19 protein-coding genes are annotated in these 19,241 nt (G+C 65.6%); 6 read left to right on the plus strand and 13 right to left on the minus strand.

The features are described 5' to 3' along the window. The first annotated feature begins 25 nt into the window (after window positions 1–25). The gene (locus tag FKZ61_RS13895; RefSeq protein WP_141610730.1) at window positions 26–451 is read left to right on the plus strand and encodes a heavy metal-responsive transcriptional regulator; all 426 of its coding nucleotides are present in this window, start codon (window positions 26–28) and stop codon (window positions 449–451) included. Next, window positions 448–987: a putative iron-sulfur cluster-binding metallochaperone gene (locus FKZ61_RS13900; RefSeq protein ID WP_170199725.1), complete on the plus strand. Its 540-nt coding sequence runs from the start codon at window positions 448–450 to the stop codon at window positions 985–987. The genes FKZ61_RS13895 and FKZ61_RS13900 overlap by 4 nt, the downstream gene beginning before the upstream one ends. 307 nt (window positions 988–1,294) lie before the next feature. On the opposite strand, the gene FKZ61_RS13905 is transcribed toward FKZ61_RS13900, so the two are convergent. The 3 genes from FKZ61_RS13905 to FKZ61_RS13920 all read right to left on the minus strand — a co-directional run bounded on the left by FKZ61_RS13905 (window position 1,295) and on the right by FKZ61_RS13920 (window position 4,509). After that, window positions 1,295–2,290: a uroporphyrinogen decarboxylase family protein gene (locus FKZ61_RS13905; protein WP_141610731.1), complete on the minus strand. Its 996-nt coding sequence runs from the start codon at window positions 2,288–2,290 to the stop codon at window positions 1,295–1,297. A gap of 222 nt (window positions 2,291–2,512) precedes the next feature. Then, entirely contained in the window at window positions 2,513–2,980 is a 468-nt protein-coding gene (locus FKZ61_RS13910) for a DinB family protein (RefSeq protein WP_141610732.1), read from the minus strand. 77 nt (window positions 2,981–3,057) lie between these two features. Next, on the minus strand, window positions 3,058–4,509 hold the full coding sequence (locus FKZ61_RS13920) for a pyridoxal-dependent decarboxylase (protein ID WP_141610774.1): 1,452 nt from the start codon (window positions 4,507–4,509) through the stop codon (window positions 3,058–3,060). A gap of 203 nt (window positions 4,510–4,712) precedes the next feature. On the opposite strand from FKZ61_RS13920, the gene FKZ61_RS13925 reads away from it, so the two are divergent. Then, the gene (locus tag FKZ61_RS13925) at window positions 4,713–4,955 is read left to right on the plus strand and encodes a DUF2249 domain-containing protein (RefSeq protein ID WP_211358560.1); all 243 of its coding nucleotides are present in this window, start codon (window positions 4,713–4,715) and stop codon (window positions 4,953–4,955) included. A gap of 75 nt (window positions 4,956–5,030) precedes the next feature. Here FKZ61_RS13925 and FKZ61_RS13930 read toward each other — a convergent pair whose 3' ends face one another. The 9 genes from FKZ61_RS13930 to FKZ61_RS13970 form a co-directional block, all read right to left on the minus strand. Then, entirely contained in the window at window positions 5,031–6,776 is a 1,746-nt protein-coding gene (locus FKZ61_RS13930) for a hypothetical protein (RefSeq protein ID WP_141610733.1), read from the minus strand. A 68-nt stretch (window positions 6,777–6,844) separates the two neighbouring features. Continuing rightward, window positions 6,845–8,014: a mandelate racemase/muconate lactonizing enzyme family protein gene (locus FKZ61_RS13935; protein ID WP_141610734.1), complete on the minus strand. Its 1,170-nt coding sequence runs from the start codon at window positions 8,012–8,014 to the stop codon at window positions 6,845–6,847. Window positions 8,015–8,160: 146 nt separating this feature from the next. Then, the gene (locus tag FKZ61_RS13940) at window positions 8,161–8,661 is read right to left on the minus strand and encodes a YkgJ family cysteine cluster protein (protein ID WP_141610735.1); all 501 of its coding nucleotides are present in this window, start codon (window positions 8,659–8,661) and stop codon (window positions 8,161–8,163) included. A gap of 318 nt (window positions 8,662–8,979) precedes the next feature. Further along, on the minus strand, window positions 8,980–10,188 hold the full coding sequence (gene dsrP, locus FKZ61_RS13945; protein WP_141610736.1) for a sulfate reduction electron transfer complex DsrMKJOP subunit DsrP: 1,209 nt from the start codon (window positions 10,186–10,188) through the stop codon (window positions 8,980–8,982). Between the two features lie 18 nt (window positions 10,189–10,206). After that, on the minus strand, window positions 10,207–11,097 hold the full coding sequence (locus FKZ61_RS13950; RefSeq protein WP_407659921.1) for a 4Fe-4S dicluster domain-containing protein: 891 nt from the start codon (window positions 11,095–11,097) through the stop codon (window positions 10,207–10,209). 338 nt (window positions 11,098–11,435) lie between these two features. Further along, the gene (locus FKZ61_RS13955; protein WP_141610737.1) at window positions 11,436–12,089 is read right to left on the minus strand and encodes a hypothetical protein; all 654 of its coding nucleotides are present in this window, start codon (window positions 12,087–12,089) and stop codon (window positions 11,436–11,438) included. After that, a complete protein-coding gene (locus FKZ61_RS13960) occupies window positions 12,086–12,844 on the minus strand; it encodes a nitrate reductase cytochrome c-type subunit (RefSeq protein ID WP_141610738.1) in 759 nt (252 codons plus the stop codon). Before FKZ61_RS13960 ends, FKZ61_RS13955 begins: the two co-directional genes overlap by 4 nt. Further along, entirely contained in the window at window positions 12,841–15,180 is a 2,340-nt protein-coding gene (locus FKZ61_RS13965) for a molybdopterin-dependent oxidoreductase (protein ID WP_141610739.1), read from the minus strand. Before FKZ61_RS13965 ends, FKZ61_RS13960 begins: the two co-directional genes overlap by 4 nt. 13 nt (window positions 15,181–15,193) lie before the next feature. Further along, window positions 15,194–15,427, minus strand: coding sequence for a chaperone NapD (locus FKZ61_RS13970; protein WP_141610740.1), 234 nt, complete (start codon window positions 15,425–15,427; stop codon window positions 15,194–15,196). Window positions 15,428–16,050: 623 nt separating this feature from the next. On the opposite strand from FKZ61_RS13970, the gene FKZ61_RS13975 reads away from it, so the two are divergent. The 3 genes from FKZ61_RS13975 (at window position 16,051) to FKZ61_RS13985 (ending at window position 17,661) form a co-directional block, all read left to right on the plus strand. Next, window positions 16,051–17,091 carry an LLM class flavin-dependent oxidoreductase gene (locus tag FKZ61_RS13975; RefSeq protein WP_141610741.1) on the plus strand — a complete coding sequence of 347 codons (1,041 nt, stop codon included), beginning with the start codon at window positions 16,051–16,053 and terminating at the stop codon, window positions 17,089–17,091. Window positions 17,092–17,221: 130 nt separating this feature from the next. Beyond that, a complete protein-coding gene (locus FKZ61_RS13980; RefSeq protein WP_141610742.1) occupies window positions 17,222–17,425 on the plus strand; it encodes a type II toxin-antitoxin system HicA family toxin in 204 nt (67 codons plus the stop codon). Window positions 17,426–17,427: 2 nt separating this feature from the next. Next, the gene (locus tag FKZ61_RS13985) at window positions 17,428–17,661 is read left to right on the plus strand and encodes a type II toxin-antitoxin system HicB family antitoxin (RefSeq protein WP_141610743.1); all 234 of its coding nucleotides are present in this window, start codon (window positions 17,428–17,430) and stop codon (window positions 17,659–17,661) included. Window positions 17,662–17,694: 33 nt separating this feature from the next. Here FKZ61_RS13985 and FKZ61_RS13990 read toward each other — a convergent pair whose 3' ends face one another. After that, entirely contained in the window at window positions 17,695–18,948 is a 1,254-nt protein-coding gene (locus FKZ61_RS13990) for a Gfo/Idh/MocA family protein (RefSeq protein ID WP_141610744.1), read from the minus strand. Window positions 18,949–19,241 lie beyond the last annotated feature (293 nt).

Consider the following 19,241-nt stretch of genomic DNA (forward strand, 5'->3'; position numbering starts at 1 on the left):
GTAGAAGACAAGGAAAGGAGTACGTATGCCAGGACTGACCATCGGCAAGGTGGCCACGCAGGCCGGCGTCCATGTGGAGACGGTCCGCTACTACGAACGGGTGGGGCTGCTGCCACCGCCCCCCCGCACCGAGTCGGGCTATCGCCTCTACCAGCCGGAGAGCGTGGTGCGGCTGCGTTTCATCAAGGAGGCCCAGGGCCTGGGTTTCACCCTGGAAGAGATCCGGGAGTTGCTGGCCCTGCGGGTGGATGCCCAGACCTCCTGCCAGGAGGTGCGCCGCCGGGCCGAACGCAAGGTGGCAGAGATGGAGGAGAAGATCCGGTCGCTCCAGAAGATGCGGGATGCCCTGGTCCGACTCATCGCCGCCTGTGAGCAGGGCGGCCCGGACGGGGAATGCCCCATCCTGGAAGCGCTGGAATCCCAGGCATGGACAGGAGTGAAAGAACAATGAGCCAGTGTTGCAATACCGCACCCCCCAGAGATCCCCAGGCCGAAGCCCAGCACGGCTCCTGCGCCGTCCAACCGGAAACCCCGGCCACCGGGGAACAGGTGCAATGCCCCCGCTGCGGCAGCAAGGGCAAAAAGGTGGATACCCTGACGGTCAAGGCCCTCCTGGCCGTCAGCCTGGAGCAACTGCGGGCCCAGGCGTACCGCTTCTGCCGGACGCCCGACTGCCCCGTGGTCTACTTTTCCACCGACGGCCAGGAGGTATACGGCGAGGAGGAGCTGCGGGAACAGGTCCACCAGAAGCACCCGACAGCCGACCAGGTATTCGTCTGCTACTGCTTCCGCCATACGCCGGGGAGCATCCGCCAGGAGCTGCTGGCCCAGGGCCAGAGCTCGGTGGTGGAGGCCATCCAGGCGGGGATCGCCGCCGGCCAGTGCGCCTGCGAGATCCGCAATCCCCAGGGAAGCTGTTGCCTGGGCAATGTCACGGCCACGGTCCGACGGCTGGAGGCGGAGCTGACCACCCCGGTGGCCGGCTAGTACAGTCTGGCGTAAATACCACGGCAGAAATTCGGCGGCACGATCTCTGGTGGAAACGGTCGGCTATGCCGCGGGCCAGAGGCCCGATCGGCTATGCCGCGGGCCAGAGGCCCGATCGGCTATGCCGCGGGCCAGAGGCCCGATCGGCGAAGCCGCGGGCTAGAGGCCCGATCGGCTATGCCGCGAGCCAGAGGCCCGATCGGCGAAGCCGCGGGCTAGAGGCCCGATCGGCCATGCCGCGGGCCAGAGGCCCGATCGGCCATGCCGCGGGCCTCTGGCCCGATCGGCGAATTTCTGCCGGGATTTACTAGCCCCGGGCGGTCTCCACGGCCTGGCGTACAGCCAGAATGTTGCCCGTGGGCGCGATGATGGGCGTCACGCAGCCGGTGCCCAGGATGAAGCGGCGCCCGCCGGTGGCCGCCAGCGCGGCCTGGGCCTCGGCCTGGACCCCCTCCGGCGTGCCCCGCACCAGGGTCTCCCACTGGCGCAGCCCGCCGCACAGAGCCATCCGGGTGCGGGAGAGGGCCTCTGCCAGGGAGGGGGGCGTCTCCTGGTCGTGCCAGTTGATGACCTGGGCCGGGTAGTCGGCCACCAGGTCGAACATGACGTGGGTGCCGTGCAGGTGGACCAGGTTGAACCACATGCCCTCGGTCGCGTCCAGGATCTGCAGGTCCAGGGGGCGGCAGAATTCCCGGTACTCGGCCTCGGTGAGGAGATCGTAGCTGGCGTGTTGTACAGCCAGGAAGATGCCGGCCGCGCCGGTGCTTTTGAGCTCGGCCACGAAGCGCAGGATGGACTCGGTGATCACGGCCAGGCCTTCTTTGACCGCGTCCGGGTACTGGCGCAGGTGGGCCAGGAGCCGGTCGCCGGCCAGGTTTTTGGCCTGGGCCAGAGGGTTGAAGATGGTCTGGATGAAGGGGACTTCCTGGCCCAGCTCCCGGCCGATGAGGGCGTTGGCCTCCAGCACCTCCCCCTGAAGGCCGGCGCGCGGGTCCAGGGGCCGCAGCCGGGTCCAGTCCTCTGGCTCCTGGATGACCCGCCGGTCCCACACGTAGGTCCCTTCGCCGTTGCCTTCCCAGTGGGCCTGGGCACCGTAGCCGGTGACGCAGTAGTTGGAGTTGGGCGTCACCTTCACGAAGTCGAAGTCATAGGTGCGCTGGAAGGTGAGGGTGGCCCGGGCCAGGGCGTCGCCCCGCAGGTCGTCCACCGGCCAATGGCGCCACAGGGCCGCGGCCGGCCGATCCACCGCCTCCCCGGCAAAGATGGCTTCCAGCCGCTCCCGTCTGCTCATGGTGGTTGTCATGGTGACCTCCTGCTGCTGAATGAAACGATGCTGTGCCTGCGTCGCCTTTCCTGCACCCGCCAGGGGCTGGCACCAGGTCCGGCCAGGAGGCCGGGCCTACGGAAATCGGGGCCTCGCCAGGCAGCTCATCCCTGCGACGGGTCCCCTTTCCGCCGCTCACCCAGGGCCTGGCACCAGGTCCGGCGGGAGGCCGGGCCTGCAAAAACCGTCACTGTTCCCCACTTACCCCGCGTCGGCCTGGCGCTGTTCCCAGAGCTGGCGCGCCATCTGGATGTGGCCCAGGTGAGTGGCCGCGTGGTCCAGGCTGTGGAGCAGGGCCGAAGCCACGGTGAAGGTACGCCGGTGACGGGGCGAGGGACAGGGGCGATCCAGATCATCCCGGGTGAGCCCTTCCAGTACCCCCCGGCTGTGGGCCAGGACTTCGTCCAGCCGCTGGCGCAGGGCCGCTGCGTCCAGCCCCCGGGTGCGGAACTCCGCGTCCCGGTCCCGCTGGGCCGGGTCCTGGCCGATGATCTCGCCGATCAGGTAGCGCTCCGCGCCGGCGGTGTGGACCACCAGCACGGCGCAGGAGTTCATGCCCGGGCCCGGCTCCCAGTCCAGGGCTTCCTGAGGTAGCCCGTCGATGGCCTGGATCATGGCGCTGTGGATCTGGGCCAGTTGGTCGTAGAAGGCTTGAAAGAAGCTGTCCATGATGGCTGTCTCCTAAAGATGTTTCCTAAAGATGTCTCCTAAAGATAGTGTGGTGAACGTAGCGCCCCCGCCGGGATTTACCGGGCCGTAGCGTCGCCGGCGGCCCGGTCGGCGGATGGGGTTAGCTCGTCGGCCAGGCCGGTGATGAGGGACCAGGCCTGCTCCACATGGCGGCGCTCGGTGTGGGTCTGGCCGATGCTCATGCGCAGGGTGAGCCGGCCATCCAACCGGGTGTGGGTCAGGTAGAGGCGCCCGCTGCGGTTGAGCCGATCCAGCAGTTGCTGGTTGATCTCGTCGCCCGCCCGGTGGCGGAAGCAGACCAGGTTGAGGGGGGCGGGCGTCGCCAGCTCGAAGCGGGGGTCAGCCTGGACCCAACGGGCGAATTCCTGGGCCAGGGCCACATGGCGGCGGATGTGGTGTTGCAGCCCCTGGACGCCGTAGTGGCGGATGACGAACCAGAGCTTCAGCGCCCGAAAGCGCCGCCCCAAGGGAATCTGCCAGTCCCGGTAGTCGATGACCGCGCCGGACTCGGTGGCCTGGTTGCGCAGGTACTCGGGCAGCACGCTCAGGGTGCGGATGAGCACCTGGCGATCCCGGACGTAGAAGCAGCTACAGTCGAAGTTGGTGAACATCCACTTGTGGGGGTTGAAGCAGTAGCTGTCGGCCAGCTCCAGCCCGTCGTGGATGTGGCGAAACTCGGGGCAGAGGGCCGCGGTGCCGGCCATGGCCCCATCCACATGGAGCCAGACGTTCTCCGCCTGGCAGATGCGGCCGATGGCGGGCAGGGGATCCACCGCGTGGGACGAGGTGGTGCCCACGGTGGCCGCCACAAAGCAGGGCACCAGCCCCCGGCGCCGGTCCTCCTGGATCTGACGGGCCAGGGCCTCGGGCTGCATGGAGAAGGTCTCGTCCACAGGGATCACGCGCAGGTTCTCCGCGCCCAGCCCCGCGATCTTCACCGCCTTCTCCACCGAGGAATGGGTCTGGGAAGAGACGTAGGCCACCAGGCGGCCGTCACAGCCCCGGGCGTTGCTCTCGAAGTGGGTGGCCCGCTCCCGGGCAGCCAGCAGGGCACAGAGGGACGCGCTGGAGGCCGAATCCTGGATGACACCGCCGCCGTTCGAGGTGGACAGGAAATGGGCCGGCAGGTCCAACATCTGCACCAGCCAGTCCAGGACGTGGGTTTCCAGCTCGGTGCAGGCCGGGCTGGTGGCCCACAGCATGCCCTGCACGCCCAGCCCGGCGGAGAGGAGCTCGGCCAGGATGGAGGGTCCCGAGGCGTTGGCGGGGAAGAAGGCGAAGAAGTTGGGCGACTGCCAGTGGGTGATGCCGGGGAGGATCACCCGTTCCACATCCGCCAGGATGGCGTCGAATGGTTCGCCCTGTTGGGGCGGCTCCGCCGGCAGGGACGCCCGGATCTGGCCCGGCTCCACCTGGGCCAGGACAGGGAAGGACTCCACCCGCTCGTAGTAGTCCGCGATCCAGTCCACCACGGCCCGACCATAGCGGCGAAATTCCTCGGGCGTCATGTGATAGTGGTCACGATGGGTCGATTCATGCATCTTGCGTTCTCTCTGTGTCCCTCAGCTATATCCCTCAGCTACCACCGATTGCAGCTGGGACTTAAGTCACAGCCCTGGAAGCGTCGGCTGTCTATACTGGCCCATGTCAAAGGATAACGGCACAGATCTGCCGGAAGTTAGAAAGGCAGCCACGCAGAAAGGAGACAATCATGTCCCAGCCGACAGAAAGCATCGTCCTGGATGTCCGCACCATCGCTCCCCGGGAGCGCCACCCGCTGATCTTCAACACCTTCGACCGGCTGGCCGCCGGGGAGGGCTTCATCCTGGTCAACGACCATGATCCCAAGCCCCTCTTTTACCAGTTTTCCTTCGAGCGGGAGGGGCAGTTCACCTGGGAGTACCTGGAAGAGGGCCCTGAAGTCTGGCGGGTTCGCATCGGCAAGAGCCAGTAAACTTCCTCCGGGTGCTGTCGGCGGCGTTGGCCTGCCGGCAGCACCCATCCCCCCGCCGACCAGCTCCGCTGTGGGTCAACTGATGCGACGGAGCTGATACCGAACCCCCTCGCAGGGATCGGCCAGATCCACCCGGATCAGGCCGCAGAGCCCCCGACGATTCTCATAGCCATAGGGGAAGTGGAGGATGTGATCCACCGCGCCGTCCACTTCCACCGTCACCACCTCCTCGCCCAGGCGGAAGGCCAGGGTCGCGTGGCGCTCGGCGATCTGGATCTCCACCTGGGTGGTCTCTCCCCAGCCCCCATCCCGCAGGTAGGGCACCAGCAGGGTCTTGTAGCCCACCAGGCCGGGTGTTGCCTCCTCCACCTGAAGACCGCTCTCCGCGTCCACCTGGAGGGCCAGGGTGTAGGGGTAGGGGCTGCCCTTAACCCGGGCCTGGACCTGAAAGCTGGCCGGCGTGGGGCCTGGTTCGATGGGGCCGATGGGGCGGGGATCTTCCTGGGCCAGCACCCGCAGTTCCGACCGGCCGGGCTCCTGGCGCACGGCCAACCCCAGGTTGTAGAAGCCTGGCTCGGCCAGGTGCCGCACGCTGGAGACAAAGTGAAAACGGCGGCCGACGCCAAAGGTGACGTCCACCAGCCCGAAACCGTCGTAACGGGGGGAGGGGAAGGCATTCAGGTGGGCGCTGTAGGGGCCCGCGTGGGCGATGGCCCGGTAGGTGGGATCGCCTTCGATGAGGGCCGTGGGCGCGCGGTCGGCCTCCTCTGGCGTCAGGGGGGAATCGTTGAAGCCGTTGAGGATGGCCACGGCCAGGAAGGCCATGGCCAGGTTGGCGTAGTGGCCATCGGCCGTGTAGGACTCGTAGCCCACCCGGTAGGCAGGCGGCAACAGATTTTCCACTGGGCTGTAGGGGCCGTCCGGTCGCTGCCAGCGGAGGAAGGAGGCAAAGGCCCGGCGGGCGGCCTGACGGGCCTGCTCGCTCAGCGCCCCATCCCGCCCGGCCAGGAAGTTGGCGGCCAGGGTGAAGTAGGCACACTGGACGCCCAGGGTCCAGGTCTGGCCGGTGCTGCGATAGGCCGAGGCCAGGGAGCCATCCGAAAGCTGCACAGCCAGGCTCCGGCGCAGGCCGGTCACCATGAGCTCCTCCATGGCGGTACGCCACTGGCCATTGTAGCCATTGACCAGGATATCGGCCAGGTGGTAGCGGGTGAAGAGGTCGTAGGAGTTGGGATGTCCTGGCTCCTGGTAAAGGCCCATGTCCACCAGGATGTGGCTGGAGAAAAAGATCTCCAGCCAGCGGTCGATGTCGTCTAGCGTATAGCCGGAAAGCCCTTCCCGGATGCGCAGCCATTCACCGGAGAGCCAGACCATGGCCCAGTTGGAGGGCGGCTGGCTGGCAAAGGCATCTGGGATCTTCACGGCCGCGATGCGGCGGGCAAAGTCAGCCGAGCGTTCGTTGCCCTCGTCCAGCAAGATCCGGTAGGTCTTCAGAATGGGCGGCCAGAAGAAGTCCCGATGGTTGAGGCGGCGCACCGCGCCGGTAGCCCGGTGCATGGTGGAGGCGGTGGCCGGCAGGCTCGGGTCGGACACGTGGCGCAGGGAAGCGTCCAGCCCCCGGGCAGCGTTGTCCATGCGCCAGCTCCGGGCCACGGGTTCTCCCCTGGCGGCCAGCACTGCCTGGCAGAGGGCATGATAGGGTGTGCCGTATTGGGTCGGCTCGGCGAAGAAGGGGTCGATCAGCTCGCCGGATGGCTGCAGGTAGGGCGTGTAACTGTCCACGGCGGCGGTTAAGACCTGGAGCGGTGTGGGTGGTGTCATGGCCTATCCTTTCTCTGTCTGCCGGGAACGGATGATGCAAATCCAGGGATGCTCCTTGGTGCCGGCTCTCACGGCGACGGCAGCCAGATGGACGACCGTTGGGCCTGGCGGCTCAAGTCCCGCAGGGCCTCCTCATCGGGCTCGACGCCGATGCCCGGCCGGTCAGTCAGGTGGACGGCGCCGCCGTACTCCATCTGGGCCTTGTGGGGGAAGAGGAGCGATTCGTCGGTGAACTGGCTGCCGTTGAGGGCAGCCGGCCCGTTGAAGCCAAAGGCCAGGGCCACCTGGCAGACGGCCACCTTGGTGAGGAAGCCATCGGTGAGGCCGCTGACCAGCAGGGGCAGGCCGGCTGCGGCGGCCACGCCCATCTGCTGGAGGGTAGGCCAGATGCCACCGCTGCGGGTCACTTTGATGACCAGGTAATCCACCAGGCCGGCCGCGGCGTAGTGGAAGAAATCGGCCGGGCTGACGCTGGCCTCGTCCACCGCCAGGGGGATGGCCGTGCTCTGGCGCAGGGCGCGCATCTGGTGGAACTGGTCGGCGGGCAGGGGCTGCTCCAGCACATCCACGCCGATGGCCTCGAAGGCCTGGGCCACCCGCCGGGCCGCGTGGAGTTCGAAGCCCTGGTTGGCATCAGCCCAGAGAAAGCCCCCCGGCTCGATCTCCGCCCGTACCGTCTCCGCCACCTCGATGTCCGTCTCCGGGGCCACCGCGGCCTTGAAATTAAAGTGGATGAAGCCTTCAGCCTTGCCCGCGGCCATCTCGCTGCGGATGGATGCAGCGTCATGGCCGGTCAGGGTGTAGCTCAGGGCCACGGTGTCCCGTTGGTCGCTGCCGCCCAGGAAGGCGCGCAGGGTCATGTTGGCGGCTTTGGCGCAGAGGTCATGGACGGCCATGTCCACCGCGGCCTTGGCGATGGGCTGGCCGGTGCTGGGCCCCCGGCCGATGGCCCGGAAGAGGCGGCGCTGGAGCTCCCAGCGATCGGTCACCGGCAGGCCGACGATGGCCGGGGCCAGATGGTGGCGAATGGTGGAAGCCACCGTCTCCAGGGTCTCGTAGGACCACTGGGGGACGGGGCGGCCTTCGCCCCAGCCCACATGGCCCTCGCTGTCGGTGATCTTGACGAAGACGTGGGGGGCGGTGCCGCCTGCCGAACCGGCTGAGCCGGAGGCAAAGGTAAAGGTCCGGATCATGGGCAGGCGCACGGGGAAGACTTCGATCTGTTGAATCGTGGCCATCGTTCAGGTTTCCTGCAAGAGAGATGGCGGCAACAGGCCTCAAAGCCCTGTCGCCAGAGGCTGGATCTCGTCCGTGTATGTGGGTGGCGCCCGACATTCCATCGCCATCAGGGGGCGCCTGGGCTCCCCTTGCGCGCCAGCCGGATTCAGGCGGCCACCGGCTGGGGCGGGGTCGGTGGGATGACGTTCACCTGGTCAGGGGCAAAATCGCCGGGCGCCGGCGACCTCCAGGGGCCAGACGGGAGGTGTTCGGGCTGGGGCCCCGCCCCTTCGGCAGCCGGGCGCTCCTGGCCCTCTGTCTCGCCCAGGGGCGGCAGTCCCCAGGCCTGGCGCGCCCGGTCACACAGCTCGTTGCGGCGGCCATCCTGGCCGGAGATGGTGAACTCCCGGCAGACCGAAGGGCGACGCTCGTAGATGGCACACCGGACGCAGCGGCCGATTTCCCCTTCCAGGGCAATACAGCGGGGGTGGGGCTGCTCCGTGCCCCGCATGGCCCGGCGCCAGGGGCTCACCTGGACGGTCAACGCGACGGGGACTGTGCCCCCCTCCACGTCATCCCCTTCCCCCCAGTAAAACGACACCCGAAAGTACGCACAACAGGCTCCACAGCTCAGGCAAGGATTTGCTTCAGTCGTCCATGTGGCCATAGACAGAGACAAACGAGTGCCAATGACAGTCTGCCAATGACGGTTTGTCAACAGCCGATCCCAGCCCTGGGCGAATGTGGGCGCCAGGGCACAAGGTCGATCATATCATGGCCTGGATGCTGTCACAACATTGGGGAGTGCGCGGGTGTAATCCAAAAAGATCGGGGGGCAGAGCCTTCCCTACCCCCCTGTCATGCCAGGATGCGCCCGGACCAGTACAGTCTGGCGTCAATATCCCGGATCCCGGCAGAAATTCCGGGTGCCCTCTGGGTACCCTACCTCTGGTGGGAACTGTCGGCGAATTTCTGCCGGAATTTACTAATGGGACTGCTGGTAGCGCAGCTCGACGCCCACAGCCACTTTGGTCAACAGGGTGAAGACCCACGCGCCCAGGGCCCAAATGCCCAGGGTGACCGTCCACTCGACCCAGGTGGGCGAATATTCGACAAAAATGCGTCCCCAGGGTTCGGGGACGAAGCCCGGCACGATCAGCCCCATGCCCTTCTCAATCCAGATGCCCACGAAGAGGAGGGCCGAGCAGGCCAGCAGCACCGGTCTGCGCCGGCGCAGCGCGGGGACGGTCAGTACGGCGGTGGCCACGGCAGTCAGGCCCAGCGAAGTCCACATCCACGGGACCAGGGCGCTGTGTCCATCCAGCCCGAAGAAGAGGTAGATGGCGCTCTTGCTATGCTCTGTGGGCCAGTAGAACTCCTTGAACATCTCAGAGACCAGCATGATGAGGTTCACCTGGGCTGCGCCGGTGACCACCAGGCTCAGTTTCTGGATGGTGCTCGCGGTGATGGTGTAGGGCGTGGTGCGGTTGATGACCGTCAGGATCAGGATCATCAGCGCCGGGCCGGCCGCGAAGGCAGAAGCCAGAAAGCGGGGGCCCAACAGGGACGAATTCCAGAAGGGCCGGGCTGGCAGGCCTGCGTAGAGGAAGGCCGTGACCAGGTGGATGCCCACGGCCCAGAAGAGGGAGAGCACCACGCCCGGCAGGTAGACCCTGGGGTTGGGCTTGCGTCCCTGGTAGTGATGGTAGAGGATGTAAAAGGGCACGGTCAGGTTGATGACGAGGTAGACGTTGAGCACAATCACGTCCCAGGTGAGCATGGAGCGGGGCCAGTTGAAGATGCCAATGATGGGGATCATGTGCCAGAGGCGAGCCGGCCCGCCCATGTCCACAACCACAAAGGCCAGGCACATGATGAGCGCGGCCACAGCCATGCCTTCCCCAAAGAGTACCGCTCGCACGAAGTCCGTATCCTGGAAGACGTAGGTGGGCAGGACCAGCATGAGCGCCGCCGCCGCCACGCCGACCAGGAAGGTGAAATTGGAGATGTAGAGCCCCCAGCTCACATAGTCGTACATGCCGGTCACGATCAGCCCTTCCCGGAGCTGCACACTGTAGGCATACGCGCCCAGGAGCATCAGAAAGGTCAGGAAGCCCATCCAAAGGTGGTAACCCAGGCTACCGGCGGTGACGTTGTCCAGGGCATCGCGGAAAAAAGCCCCCACGGTTCGCATTCGCTCCCTCCTCCTCCCTCAGTCCATGTAGTACCAGAACTTGGGCTCGGTACCCAGATCTTCTTTAAGGCGGAAGACCTTTTTATTCTCCAGGATCCAGCGAATTTCGCTGTTGGGGTCCAGGAGGTTGCCAAAGACCCGGGCGCCGGTGGGGCAGGCTTCCACGCAGGCGGGCAGGCGCCCCTGGCGGGTGCGCTGGATGCAAAAGGTGCATTTTTCCATCACCCCCTTCTTGCGCAGGCGGTTGCCCAGGTAGTGCTGGTTGAGATTGACCTCATCTTCAGGGATGTGGGGGGTCTTCCAGTTGAAGCGGCGACCGTCGTAGGGACAGGCGGCCTGGCAGTAGCGGCAGCCGATGCACCAGTCGTAGTCCACCACCACGATGCCATCCTCTTCCCGCCAGGTGGCCTGCACAGGGCACACTTCCACGCAGGGCGGGTTGTCGCAGTGGAAGCACTGGGTGCCCACATACATGTGCCCTTCCGCCGGCACTTCGTGGTAGAAGGAATCGTCGGCCCGCTCCATGCTGAACTCGCTACCCGGGATCTCGTGGATGCGGATGTAGCGCATATCGGTGCTGCGATCCTGGTTGTTCTCCTGGACACAGGCCTTGACGCACTCCAGGTAGCCGCGGCACTTGGAGATGTTGAAGGCATAGCCATAGAGCACATTCTCACGGGGCCCCTCCATGGAGATCTCAGGACGGGTGCCCGTTTCCAGTTCGTAGAGCCGCTCCAGCCGCTGGATGGTCTCCCGCTTCTCTTCGTCGGTCATCAGGCGGTAATTGCGTTTGAAGTACTCCTCCAGCTTGAGCTCGGCCATCTCCCGGGCATGTTCGTCTCCCCGGGCGAAGGGGAGCAGGGGCGTGCAGGCCGCCTGCAGAAAGCCGAAGCCCAGCACCATGCCCATGGCCAACAGCTTGATGGCAGTGCGCCGATCCACCTGGCGACTCAAGAGATGCTCCAGGCGGGATTGGGTGGGCGGCTCGTGGGCAGGCAATTCGACCCCGGCCGTCGCCTCGGCCTCATCGCCCAGGTTGAACATCCGCTTCAGCTCGTCCCACGTGTAGGGCCTGGCTTCCTGGGGCACCTGGGCCACGTCCACATCATCGACCTGGTATTTGGAGAACATGCGGCGCACCAGGTCACGCACGCCGATCTCCTCGGCGCTGGGTCGGGGGTTGCCGGGGCCTTCGCCGGCAGGGATCCACCCCGGGGTTTCCTCAGGTCGCTTGGCTGTTCCCATCTTCATTCTCCTTCCTGGTACTGCTTCGGCGGTACGGCCGGCCAGCGAACATCCCACTGGGGCTGGTGCGGGTTGTGACAATCGACACACCCCTGCATCACCCGGGGCGGTGCCCAACCCTGGACCTGTTTGCCATGGGCCCCGCCCAGCCAATCCTCGAACTGGGTGGCGTGACACTGGGCACAGACCCCATAGCTGGCATCAAACGCCACGCTCTGCCCGGTCAGGGTCTGCAGGGTATCCATGTCGCCATCCACCTGATGACAGGTGGCGCAGGTCATGGTGGCCTGGTTCGCGTGGTCGAGGGTGATGTCCCAATGGTTCAGGCGTCCCTCCACCTCACTTTGGCTGCGGAGCGCCTCCAATGGCTGGACATGGCACTGGGAACAGGGGAACGCCGTCAGGTCATCGGTGCGCGTGAGCACATACACCTCACCGGGCACCTCGTCCTCCGCGCCGGCAGGCAGCTGCAGCAACTGATACCGTTCGGTGGCCAGCGCCGGCAGGCGGCTCACGTCCGGGGTCACGGGGGCATCGGCGTGGTGCAAAACGTCTTCCAGCCGGGACTCCCGTAGCGGCGCCTGGGCCCCGGAGCAGGCGCCCAGCCAGAGGGCCGCCATCAGGGCAGCCAGCAGCCACACACGCTTCTTCGTCATGGACGTGCCTCCTCTCGTTCCCAAACACCGTCGGTGCGGTTGGGCACGTGGCATTGGAGACAGTGGTCACGCTCCAGGTGGTCGGTGCGAATTTCGGCTGGCGCGGCCGGGCCGATGTGGCAGGCAGCGCAATTTTCCCGCATTTGGGGCGTGATCTCGTGGGGCACAGGCGGCGGCGCGCCCGGATAGGCCTCCTGGCCCAGGGCTGGCGGCGGTGCCGGTGTGAACCCATTGGAGACAAACAGGTCGTCGCCTGGGGTCAACGCCGGCACATGGCATTGGGTGCAACTGGTCAGCTCGGGATGGGGCACCCGGGGCGCATAGGCGCCCATGGGCGGCACGTAGCCGCCCGTGGCATGGCACTGGAGGCAGCTGGCGCCGCCAACAGCCATGGCATCCTCCACGGTGTGGGGAATCCAGGGCGGTGCCCCATCGTAGGCGCGCCGGGCGTAGTAGACGTCCAGCGTACGCGGCTGCCCCATGGCCGGCGCGTGTGGGTTGTAAGTGTCCCGCATCTCTTCCAGCGCGTAGAGGCTGCCGGCCTCCACATGCTGGCGTTCGGGCCGAGCCGGCGCTTCGGCAACCACCGCCGCCGGCTCAATCTCGGCCTCGGCCTGACCGGCAAGCCAGCTGGTGCCCACCACATAGGCCATGGCCGCCATCAAAATCACGGCCAGCCCGATGAAAATCACGCGATATCGGGTGCGCAGCCATGAGGAGGACTGTTCGGGTGGGGTCACGGGCTCGTGGCTCATGGGGCTACCCTCTCGATGCGCACGGCACACTTCTTATAATCCGGCTCCTTGGAGATGGGGCAGAAGGCGTCGATGGTCGCCTCGTTGATGAGCATGGCCTCATCGAAGAAGGGCACGAAGACCTGGCGCCGGGCGGGAATGCCCCGGAAATTGAGCCGGGCCGGCAGGGTAACCGCGCCCCGACGGCTGATAACCCGCACCAGGTCGCCATCCCGGATGCCCAGCTCCCGGGCGTCGTCCGGGTGCAGTTCCACGTAGGCGTGGGGCATGGCCCGGTGCAGTACGGGGACCCGGCGGGTCATGCTGCCCGTGTGCCAATGTTCCAGCACCCGGCCGGTGCTCAGCCAGAAGGGATACTCCTGGTCTGGCACCTCGGCCGGCGGTTCATAGGGGCGGAAGATGAGCCACGCTTTGCCGTCGGGCTTGCCGTAGAAGTAAAAATCATCGGCGTGTTCCGCGGCCACCGGGTCGTAGCGGGCGTTGTAGCGCCAGAGGGTCTCCTTGCCGTCCACGAAGGGCCACATGACGCCGGGGCGGCGCTTCAGCTCCTCGTAGGGGGCCATGTTGTGCTTGGGGTTGGCGTGGAAGCGGCGGTACTCCTCCCAGATGGCCTGGATGTGTTCTTCCTCACTCCAGGGGAACCACTGTTCGTAGCCCAGCCGCCGGGCCACCTGGATCAGCTGCCAGGTGTCGCTCATGGCCTCGCCCGGCGGCTCCACCATCTTGTTCCAGTGTTGGGTGCGCCGCTCCGAGTTGCCGAAGAAGCCCTCGCGCTCAATCCACATGGCCGAGGGCAGGATGACGTCGGCCACGTCGGTGGTGGGCGTGGGGTAGACGTCCGAGACGACCACAAAGCGATCTTCCTTGAGGGCACCCTCCCGGTAGCGGTTCAGCTTGGGCAGGCTGACCATGGGATTGGTGACCTGGATCCAGATGAAGCGGATGTCGCCCCGGTCCAGGGCACGGAACATCTCCACGGTGTGGTAGGTGGGTTTGTCGGGGATGTTTTCCACGGGTACGCCCCAGATCTCGGCGGCCTGTTGGCGGGCAGCTTCGCTGGTGACCGGCCCGCCGGGCAAAGCCTGGGTCAGGGTGCCCACCTCTCGCACCGTACCGCAGGCGCTGGGCTGGCCCGTGAGGGAGAAGGGGCTGTTGCCCGGCTCGGCGATTTTGCCGGTCAGCAGGTGGATGTTGTAGATCAGGTTGTTCATCCAGGTGCCCCGCACGTGCTGGTTGACGCCCATGCACCAGAAGGAGGTGACCCGCTTGTTGGGGTCGCCGTAGAGCGCGGCCAGAAACTGGATATCCTCGACGGAGACCCCCGACAGGGCCGAGACCTTTTCGGGCGTGTAGTCCTGCAGGTAGGCCACGAACTGGTCGTAGGTGATGTCGGTCATCTCGTCGTTGAAGGCGAAGTGATCCTCCAGGCCGTAGCCGATGTGGGTCTTGCCCTGCTTGAAGGCCACATGCTGGCGCACAAACTCCTCGGCCACCCAGCCGTTGCGCACGATCTCATAGCAGATGGCGTTGGCGATGGCCAGGTCGCTCTGGGGCGCCATGAGGATGGAGCGGTCGGCGGCCACGCTGGTGCGGGTGGTGCGGGTGGCCAGGTCGATGATCTGCACGTGGGGGCGCAGCCGGCGCTGCTCCAACATGCGGGAGAAAAGGACCGGGTGCATTTCGGCCATGTTGTTGCCCCACAGCACGAAGACATCGGCATGGTCGATGTCGGCGTAGTTGCCCATGGGCTCGTCCAGGCCAAAGGTGGTGAGGAAGCCGGTGACTGCGCTGGCCATGCACAGGCGGGCGTTGGCCTCCACGTTGTTGGTGCCGATGAGCCCTTTGAAGAGCTTGATCGCCACGTAGCCGTCGGGGATGGTCCACTGGCCGGAGCCGTAGATGGCCACCGCGTCCTTGCCGTGGCTATCGATGGTCTCCTGCATCTTCTGGGCCACCAGATCCAGGGCTTCCTGGACCGGCACCGGTTCCAGTTGGCCGTTGCGGCGGACGTAGGCGGTCTTGAAGCGATCTTCGCCGTAGAGGGCCAGGATGGAATGGTAGCCTTTAACACAGGCCAGCCCTTTGTTGACGGGCGAGTCGGGGTCCCCCTTAACGGCCACGGCCCGGCCGTTGCGCACGCCGATGAGCAGGCCGCAGCCCACGCCACAGAAGCGGCACGGCGCCTTGTCCCAGACGATATCGTCCTGGAACGTCTGGGCCTCCTGTGGCTCGGGGAGAAAGGACCGTGCGAACGCCACATTGGGCGCCAGGGCAGCGGCAGCGGTCATGGCCGCGGCGCCGGCCATGCGCTTCAGCAAGTCGCGTCGTGTGATCATGATCGTGAACTCCTCACTCCTCGTCCCGGTAGGCGGCGACCAGGGCCAGGCACTGGAGGCTATCCAGGGATAGCAGGCGCTGTTCGAGCCGCTTTTCCGCATCTTCGTCTGGTGTATCGGTCACTAAAATCAACAACTCCTGGTTGGTCGCGGGCATTACTTCACATTCGGGCATGGCGGCCAGGGCAGTCCGCAGGGCTGCCATCTGGGTGGGTACGGGCGTCACGAGATAACTTTTCACAGGCATGGTTTCCTCCTCCGCATTGAAAATCTGGCGCCAATCTACATCAAACAGGCGGACAGGACGCCCGCCAGCCGCGCAGGATCGATCCTGGCCACCTGGCCAGTTTATGCCCCAAGAAAATCATGAACGGCCGGGATTTGGTTTCAGCAACACTTCTGTCACGCAAGGATGCGTGACCTGCGTCTGGGGCATCCGCGACGCACAAAGCAAGTCCGGTCTCCTGGCCGGACAGGAGTACCTGCGCCTCTGTCACGCAAGGAGGCGTGACCTGCGTCTGGGGCATCCGCGACGCACAAAGCAGGTCCGGTCTCCCGGCCGGACAGGGGTACCTGCGCCTCCGTCACGCAAGGATGCGTGACCTGCGTCTGGGGCATCCGCGACGCACAAAGTAGGTCCGGTCTCCCGGCCGGACAGGGGTACCTGCACCTCTGTCACGCAAGGATGCGTGACCTACGTCTGGGGCATCCGCGACGCACAAAGCAGGTCCGGTCTCCCGGCCGGACAGGGGCTGCTGAACAGTCACGTGCACAGGTAGGAATCTGTGATATCGCTGGCTTCTGCAGTAGAATCCAGGCAGGTCCGTTATCATCCGCCATCAACAGGGACGATGAGCAAGAGGAGAACGCATGGAGATCGGCATCTACAGCTTTGGCGACCGCACGGTGGACCCGGAGACGGGGCAGTTGATCAGCCCGGCAGAGCGCATTCGGCGGCTGTTGGAAGAGATTGAGCTGGCCGACCAGGTGGGGCTGGATGTCTTCGGGGTGGGCGAACATCATCGCCCGGACTACGTGGTCTCCGCGCCGGCGGTGGTGCTGGCTGCGGCCGCCGCGCGCACCCGCCACATCCGCCTGACCAGCGCGGTGACGGTGCTCAGTTCCGACGACCCGGTGCGGGTCTTCCAGCAGTTTGCCACCCTGGACCTGATTTCCCAGGGGCGGGCGGAGGTGATGGTGGGGCGGGGCTCATTCGTCGAATCCTTCCCCCTCTTCGGTTACGATCTGGACGACTACGACGCCCTGTTTGAGGAAAAGTTGGACCTGCTCTTGAAGCTGCGGGAGTCAGAGCGGATCACCTGGTCGGGGCGGTTTCGGCCCCCCCTGAGGGACCAGGGCGTCTATCCCCGGCCCTTGCAGGATCCGCTGCCCGTGTGGGTGGCCGTGGGCGGTACGCCTCAGTCCGTGGTGCGGGCCGGCGCCCTGGGCCTGCCCATGATCCTGGGCATCATCGGCGGCCTGCCCGAGCGCTTCGTCCCCCTGGCCGAGCTCTACCGGGAGGCCTGCCGGCAGACGGGACACACGCCTCGCCTGGGCATTGCCTCCCATGGCTTCCTGGCCGACGATTCCCAGGAGGCAGCGGACACGGCCTTCCCGGCCTTCAAACAGCAGATGGACCGCATCGGCCGGGAGCGGGGCTGGCCACCCCTCACCCGCTCCCAGTTCGAGGCAGCCCGCTCCCTGCGGGGGGCAGACTTTGTGGGCAGTCCCGCGCAGGTGGTGGAGAAGATCCTCTTCCAGTACGAGCTCTTCGGCCACGAGCGTTTTTTGCTCCAGCTCACCGTGGGCACCCTACCCCACCGCCAGGTGCTGCGGGCCATCGAGCTGCTAGGCACCCAGGTGGCCCCGGCCGTACGGCGGGAGACAACAGGCCGAGCGGAACAGCGGTAGCGACGGAAATCCATGGTGCGTGGCACAGGTACCAGTAGAACGCACGGCCTTACTGGTACCTTGGTCAGTGGCGATGTAAATCGGCAACAAAAGTCACCTTCACCAACACAACCTATGCTAAAATTAACCAATGAAGATTCGTGATGTGATCAGGTTAATCGAAGAAGATGGCTGGTATCTGGTTGCTACCCGAGGCAGTCATCGCCAGTACAAGCATCCTACCAAACCAGGCCGGGTCACAATTGCTGGACATCCGGGTGACGATTTGGCACCCGGTACACTGAACAGCATCTTCAAGCAGGCACAATTACCGAAACCCAGAAAGGGTGGGTAACAATGTATCGCTTTCTCATTGTCGTTGAAAAAGCAAACGGCAACTACTCAGCCTATTCGCCCGACCTGCCAGGTTGTGTGGCAACGGGCAAGACTCGTGAGCAGGTCACGCGCAACATGCATGAGGCCATCGAAATGCACATTCGAGGTTTGCTGGAAGACAATCTGCCCATTCCCAAGTCCCGTTCTTTTGCCGAGTATGTTGCCGTTTTCCCCCAATCCGAGTCAGGCCGCTGACATCCGGTTCTACCCGGCTCAGCGGTATATTCCTCAAACCACCGGCAACACCTCTGCCCCCCGTCCCTGCTGGATAAGGGGTACGTAAGTCTCCAGTTCGGCCTGGATCTGGGGATCGGTCAAGTCGATGGTCTGGCGCCGCTCCGCGGCCATGTACGCGGCCATGACCAGCTTTGTGATCTCCAGGCCATAGCTCCAGGGCAGGAAACCATCCCGTCCGGCCAGGAAGGCCTCCGCCGCGTCCACGTTCTCGTCGGTGTAGCCGTAGAGGTCGGCCTCGTTGTGATGCACCGTCAGCAGCCCCCGGGAGGCGGTGGCCTTCTCCAGCGCCTTCTCGGCGTCGGCGATGGCGTCGGCCGCCACATCCCCGATGAAGACCTGCAGGCTGGAGGCCAGGGTGTTGATCTCGAAGGCATAGCCCGGCCCCATGCCGTCCATGAAGAGGCGCAGGCCCTGCTTTTCAAACATCCAGGAGTTGGTGAACTGGGCCTTCACCAGCTGGCCGGTCTCTGGGTTGCGGTAGGTGATCATGCCGGTGGTGAAATCCTCCGCCGGGGTCTTGCTGTAGTCCACGCCGAAACGATCCAGCAGCCGCTGGCGCCACTCGGGCAGCCCCCACTTGAGCAGGGCCACTTCGGCCGAGACGGAGACGGGCTGGAGGAAGGTGGGCGGCTTGCCCAGGGGCGTCAACGCGTACCAGCCCACGGCAATGCTGTGGCAGCCCATGTCCGAAAGGACGCCGCCCCCCTGGCGGGTGGGATCCCAGAACCAGGCTTCGTGGGGACCGCCGTGCTCTTCGGCCGAGCGGGCCAGGACCAGCGGTCCCATGGTGCGCTGCTGGGGCTCCAGCTGGGCCCGCTGGACGCGCATGGGCTTCATGAAGAGCTGATTTTCGAAATAGGCGGTGCGCAGGTTGGCCTCCTGGGCCAGTTCCACCAGACGGCGAGCCTCTCGCACGTTGCGGCCCAGGGGCTTCTCACAGATGACCCCCTTCAGGGCTGCCCCCTGCTTCACCGCCTCCACGATCTCTTCCATCAGTTCCACCCGCACAAAGTTGGGCGCGAAGATGGCGATGGCGTCCACGTGGGGGGCCATGGCGGCGATGCTGTCGTAGACCACCCCGTCCCCCACGCCGGCGGCGCGCACTGCCTGGCCCAGGGCCTCGGCATGGGCCCGGGTGCGGGAAGTCACGCCGGCGATCTCCACGTTGCGGACCTGTTTGATGGCTTCCACCTGAAAGCGGGCGATAAAACCGGCGCCCACGAAGCCAACCTTCAGCGTTTCCATGGTTGCCTCCCTGTTTCGTTCTCTTGACGGACTCCAGCCACGGATTTCACAGTACTATCTTTGGCGCTGCTGCAAAAAGGTCCAATGAGGACGCTGACCCACGCAGATGGACGCTGGTTCGGGGGATTCGCTCCTGTGTTTCTTTGCGCCTTTGTGCCCTTGCGTTCAAAAATGCCCTTTTTGCTGGGGAGTCAGCATCCTCAGATGCAGCTCCATCCCGTCTGGCCCGGCATCTGGGGATACCGGCTCCGCGTCCGAATGCAAAGGAACGGACCGGGAGCCCCCCTGGGCGC

It is taken from the genome of Litorilinea aerophila (genome assembly GCF_006569185.2).
In the GTDB taxonomy this organism is placed as follows: Bacteria; Chloroflexota; Anaerolineae; order Caldilineales; family Caldilineaceae; genus Litorilinea; species Litorilinea aerophila.

Bases quoted from the DNA above. Each gene is read 5' to 3' on its own strand.
- FKZ61_RS13985 (WP_141610743.1), top strand. From the start codon at position 17,428: ATGTATCGCTTTCTCATTGTCGTTGAAAAAGCAAACGGCAACTACTCA.
- FKZ61_RS13975 (WP_141610741.1), top strand. From the start codon at position 16,051: ATGGAGATCGGCATCTACAGCTTTGGCGACCGCACGGTGGACCCGGAG.
- FKZ61_RS13980 (WP_141610742.1), top strand. From the start codon at position 17,222: ATGAAGATTCGTGATGTGATCAGGTTAATCGAAGAAGATGGCTGGTAT.
- FKZ61_RS13970 (WP_141610740.1), bottom strand. From the start codon at position 15,427: ATGCCTGTGAAAAGTTATCTCGTGACGCCCGTACCCACCCAGATGGCA.
- FKZ61_RS13925 (WP_211358560.1), top strand. From the start codon at position 4,713: ATGTCCCAGCCGACAGAAAGCATCGTCCTGGATGTCCGCACCATCGCT.
- FKZ61_RS13960 (WP_141610738.1), bottom strand. From the start codon at position 12,844: ATGAGCCACGAGCCCGTGACCCCACCCGAACAGTCCTCCTCATGGCTG.
- FKZ61_RS13910 (WP_141610732.1), bottom strand. From the start codon at position 2,980: ATGGACAGCTTCTTTCAAGCCTTCTACGACCAACTGGCCCAGATCCAC.
- FKZ61_RS13895 (WP_141610730.1), top strand. From the start codon at position 26: ATGCCAGGACTGACCATCGGCAAGGTGGCCACGCAGGCCGGCGTCCAT.
- FKZ61_RS13930 (WP_141610733.1), bottom strand. From the start codon at position 6,776: ATGACACCACCCACACCGCTCCAGGTCTTAACCGCCGCCGTGGACAGT.
- FKZ61_RS13920 (WP_141610774.1), bottom strand. From the start codon at position 4,509: ATGACGCCCGAGGAATTTCGCCGCTATGGTCGGGCCGTGGTGGACTGG.
- FKZ61_RS13940 (WP_141610735.1), bottom strand. From the start codon at position 8,661: ATGGCCACATGGACGACTGAAGCAAATCCTTGCCTGAGCTGTGGAGCC.
- FKZ61_RS13950 (WP_407659921.1), bottom strand. From the start codon at position 11,097: ATGGGCATGGTGCTGGGCTTCGGCTTTCTGCAGGCGGCCTGCACGCCC.
- FKZ61_RS13900 (WP_170199725.1), top strand. From the start codon at position 448: ATGAGCCAGTGTTGCAATACCGCACCCCCCAGAGATCCCCAGGCCGAA.
- FKZ61_RS13990 (WP_141610744.1), bottom strand. From the start codon at position 18,948: ATGGAAACGCTGAAGGTTGGCTTCGTGGGCGCCGGTTTTATCGCCCGC.
- FKZ61_RS13955 (WP_141610737.1), bottom strand. From the start codon at position 12,089: ATGACGAAGAAGCGTGTGTGGCTGCTGGCTGCCCTGATGGCGGCCCTC.
- dsrP (WP_141610736.1), bottom strand. From the start codon at position 10,188: ATGCGAACCGTGGGGGCTTTTTTCCGCGATGCCCTGGACAACGTCACC.
- FKZ61_RS13935 (WP_141610734.1), bottom strand. From the start codon at position 8,014: ATGGCCACGATTCAACAGATCGAAGTCTTCCCCGTGCGCCTGCCCATG.
- FKZ61_RS13905 (WP_141610731.1), bottom strand. From the start codon at position 2,290: ATGACAACCACCATGAGCAGACGGGAGCGGCTGGAAGCCATCTTTGCC.
- FKZ61_RS13965 (WP_141610739.1), bottom strand. From the start codon at position 15,180: ATGATCACACGACGCGACTTGCTGAAGCGCATGGCCGGCGCCGCGGCC.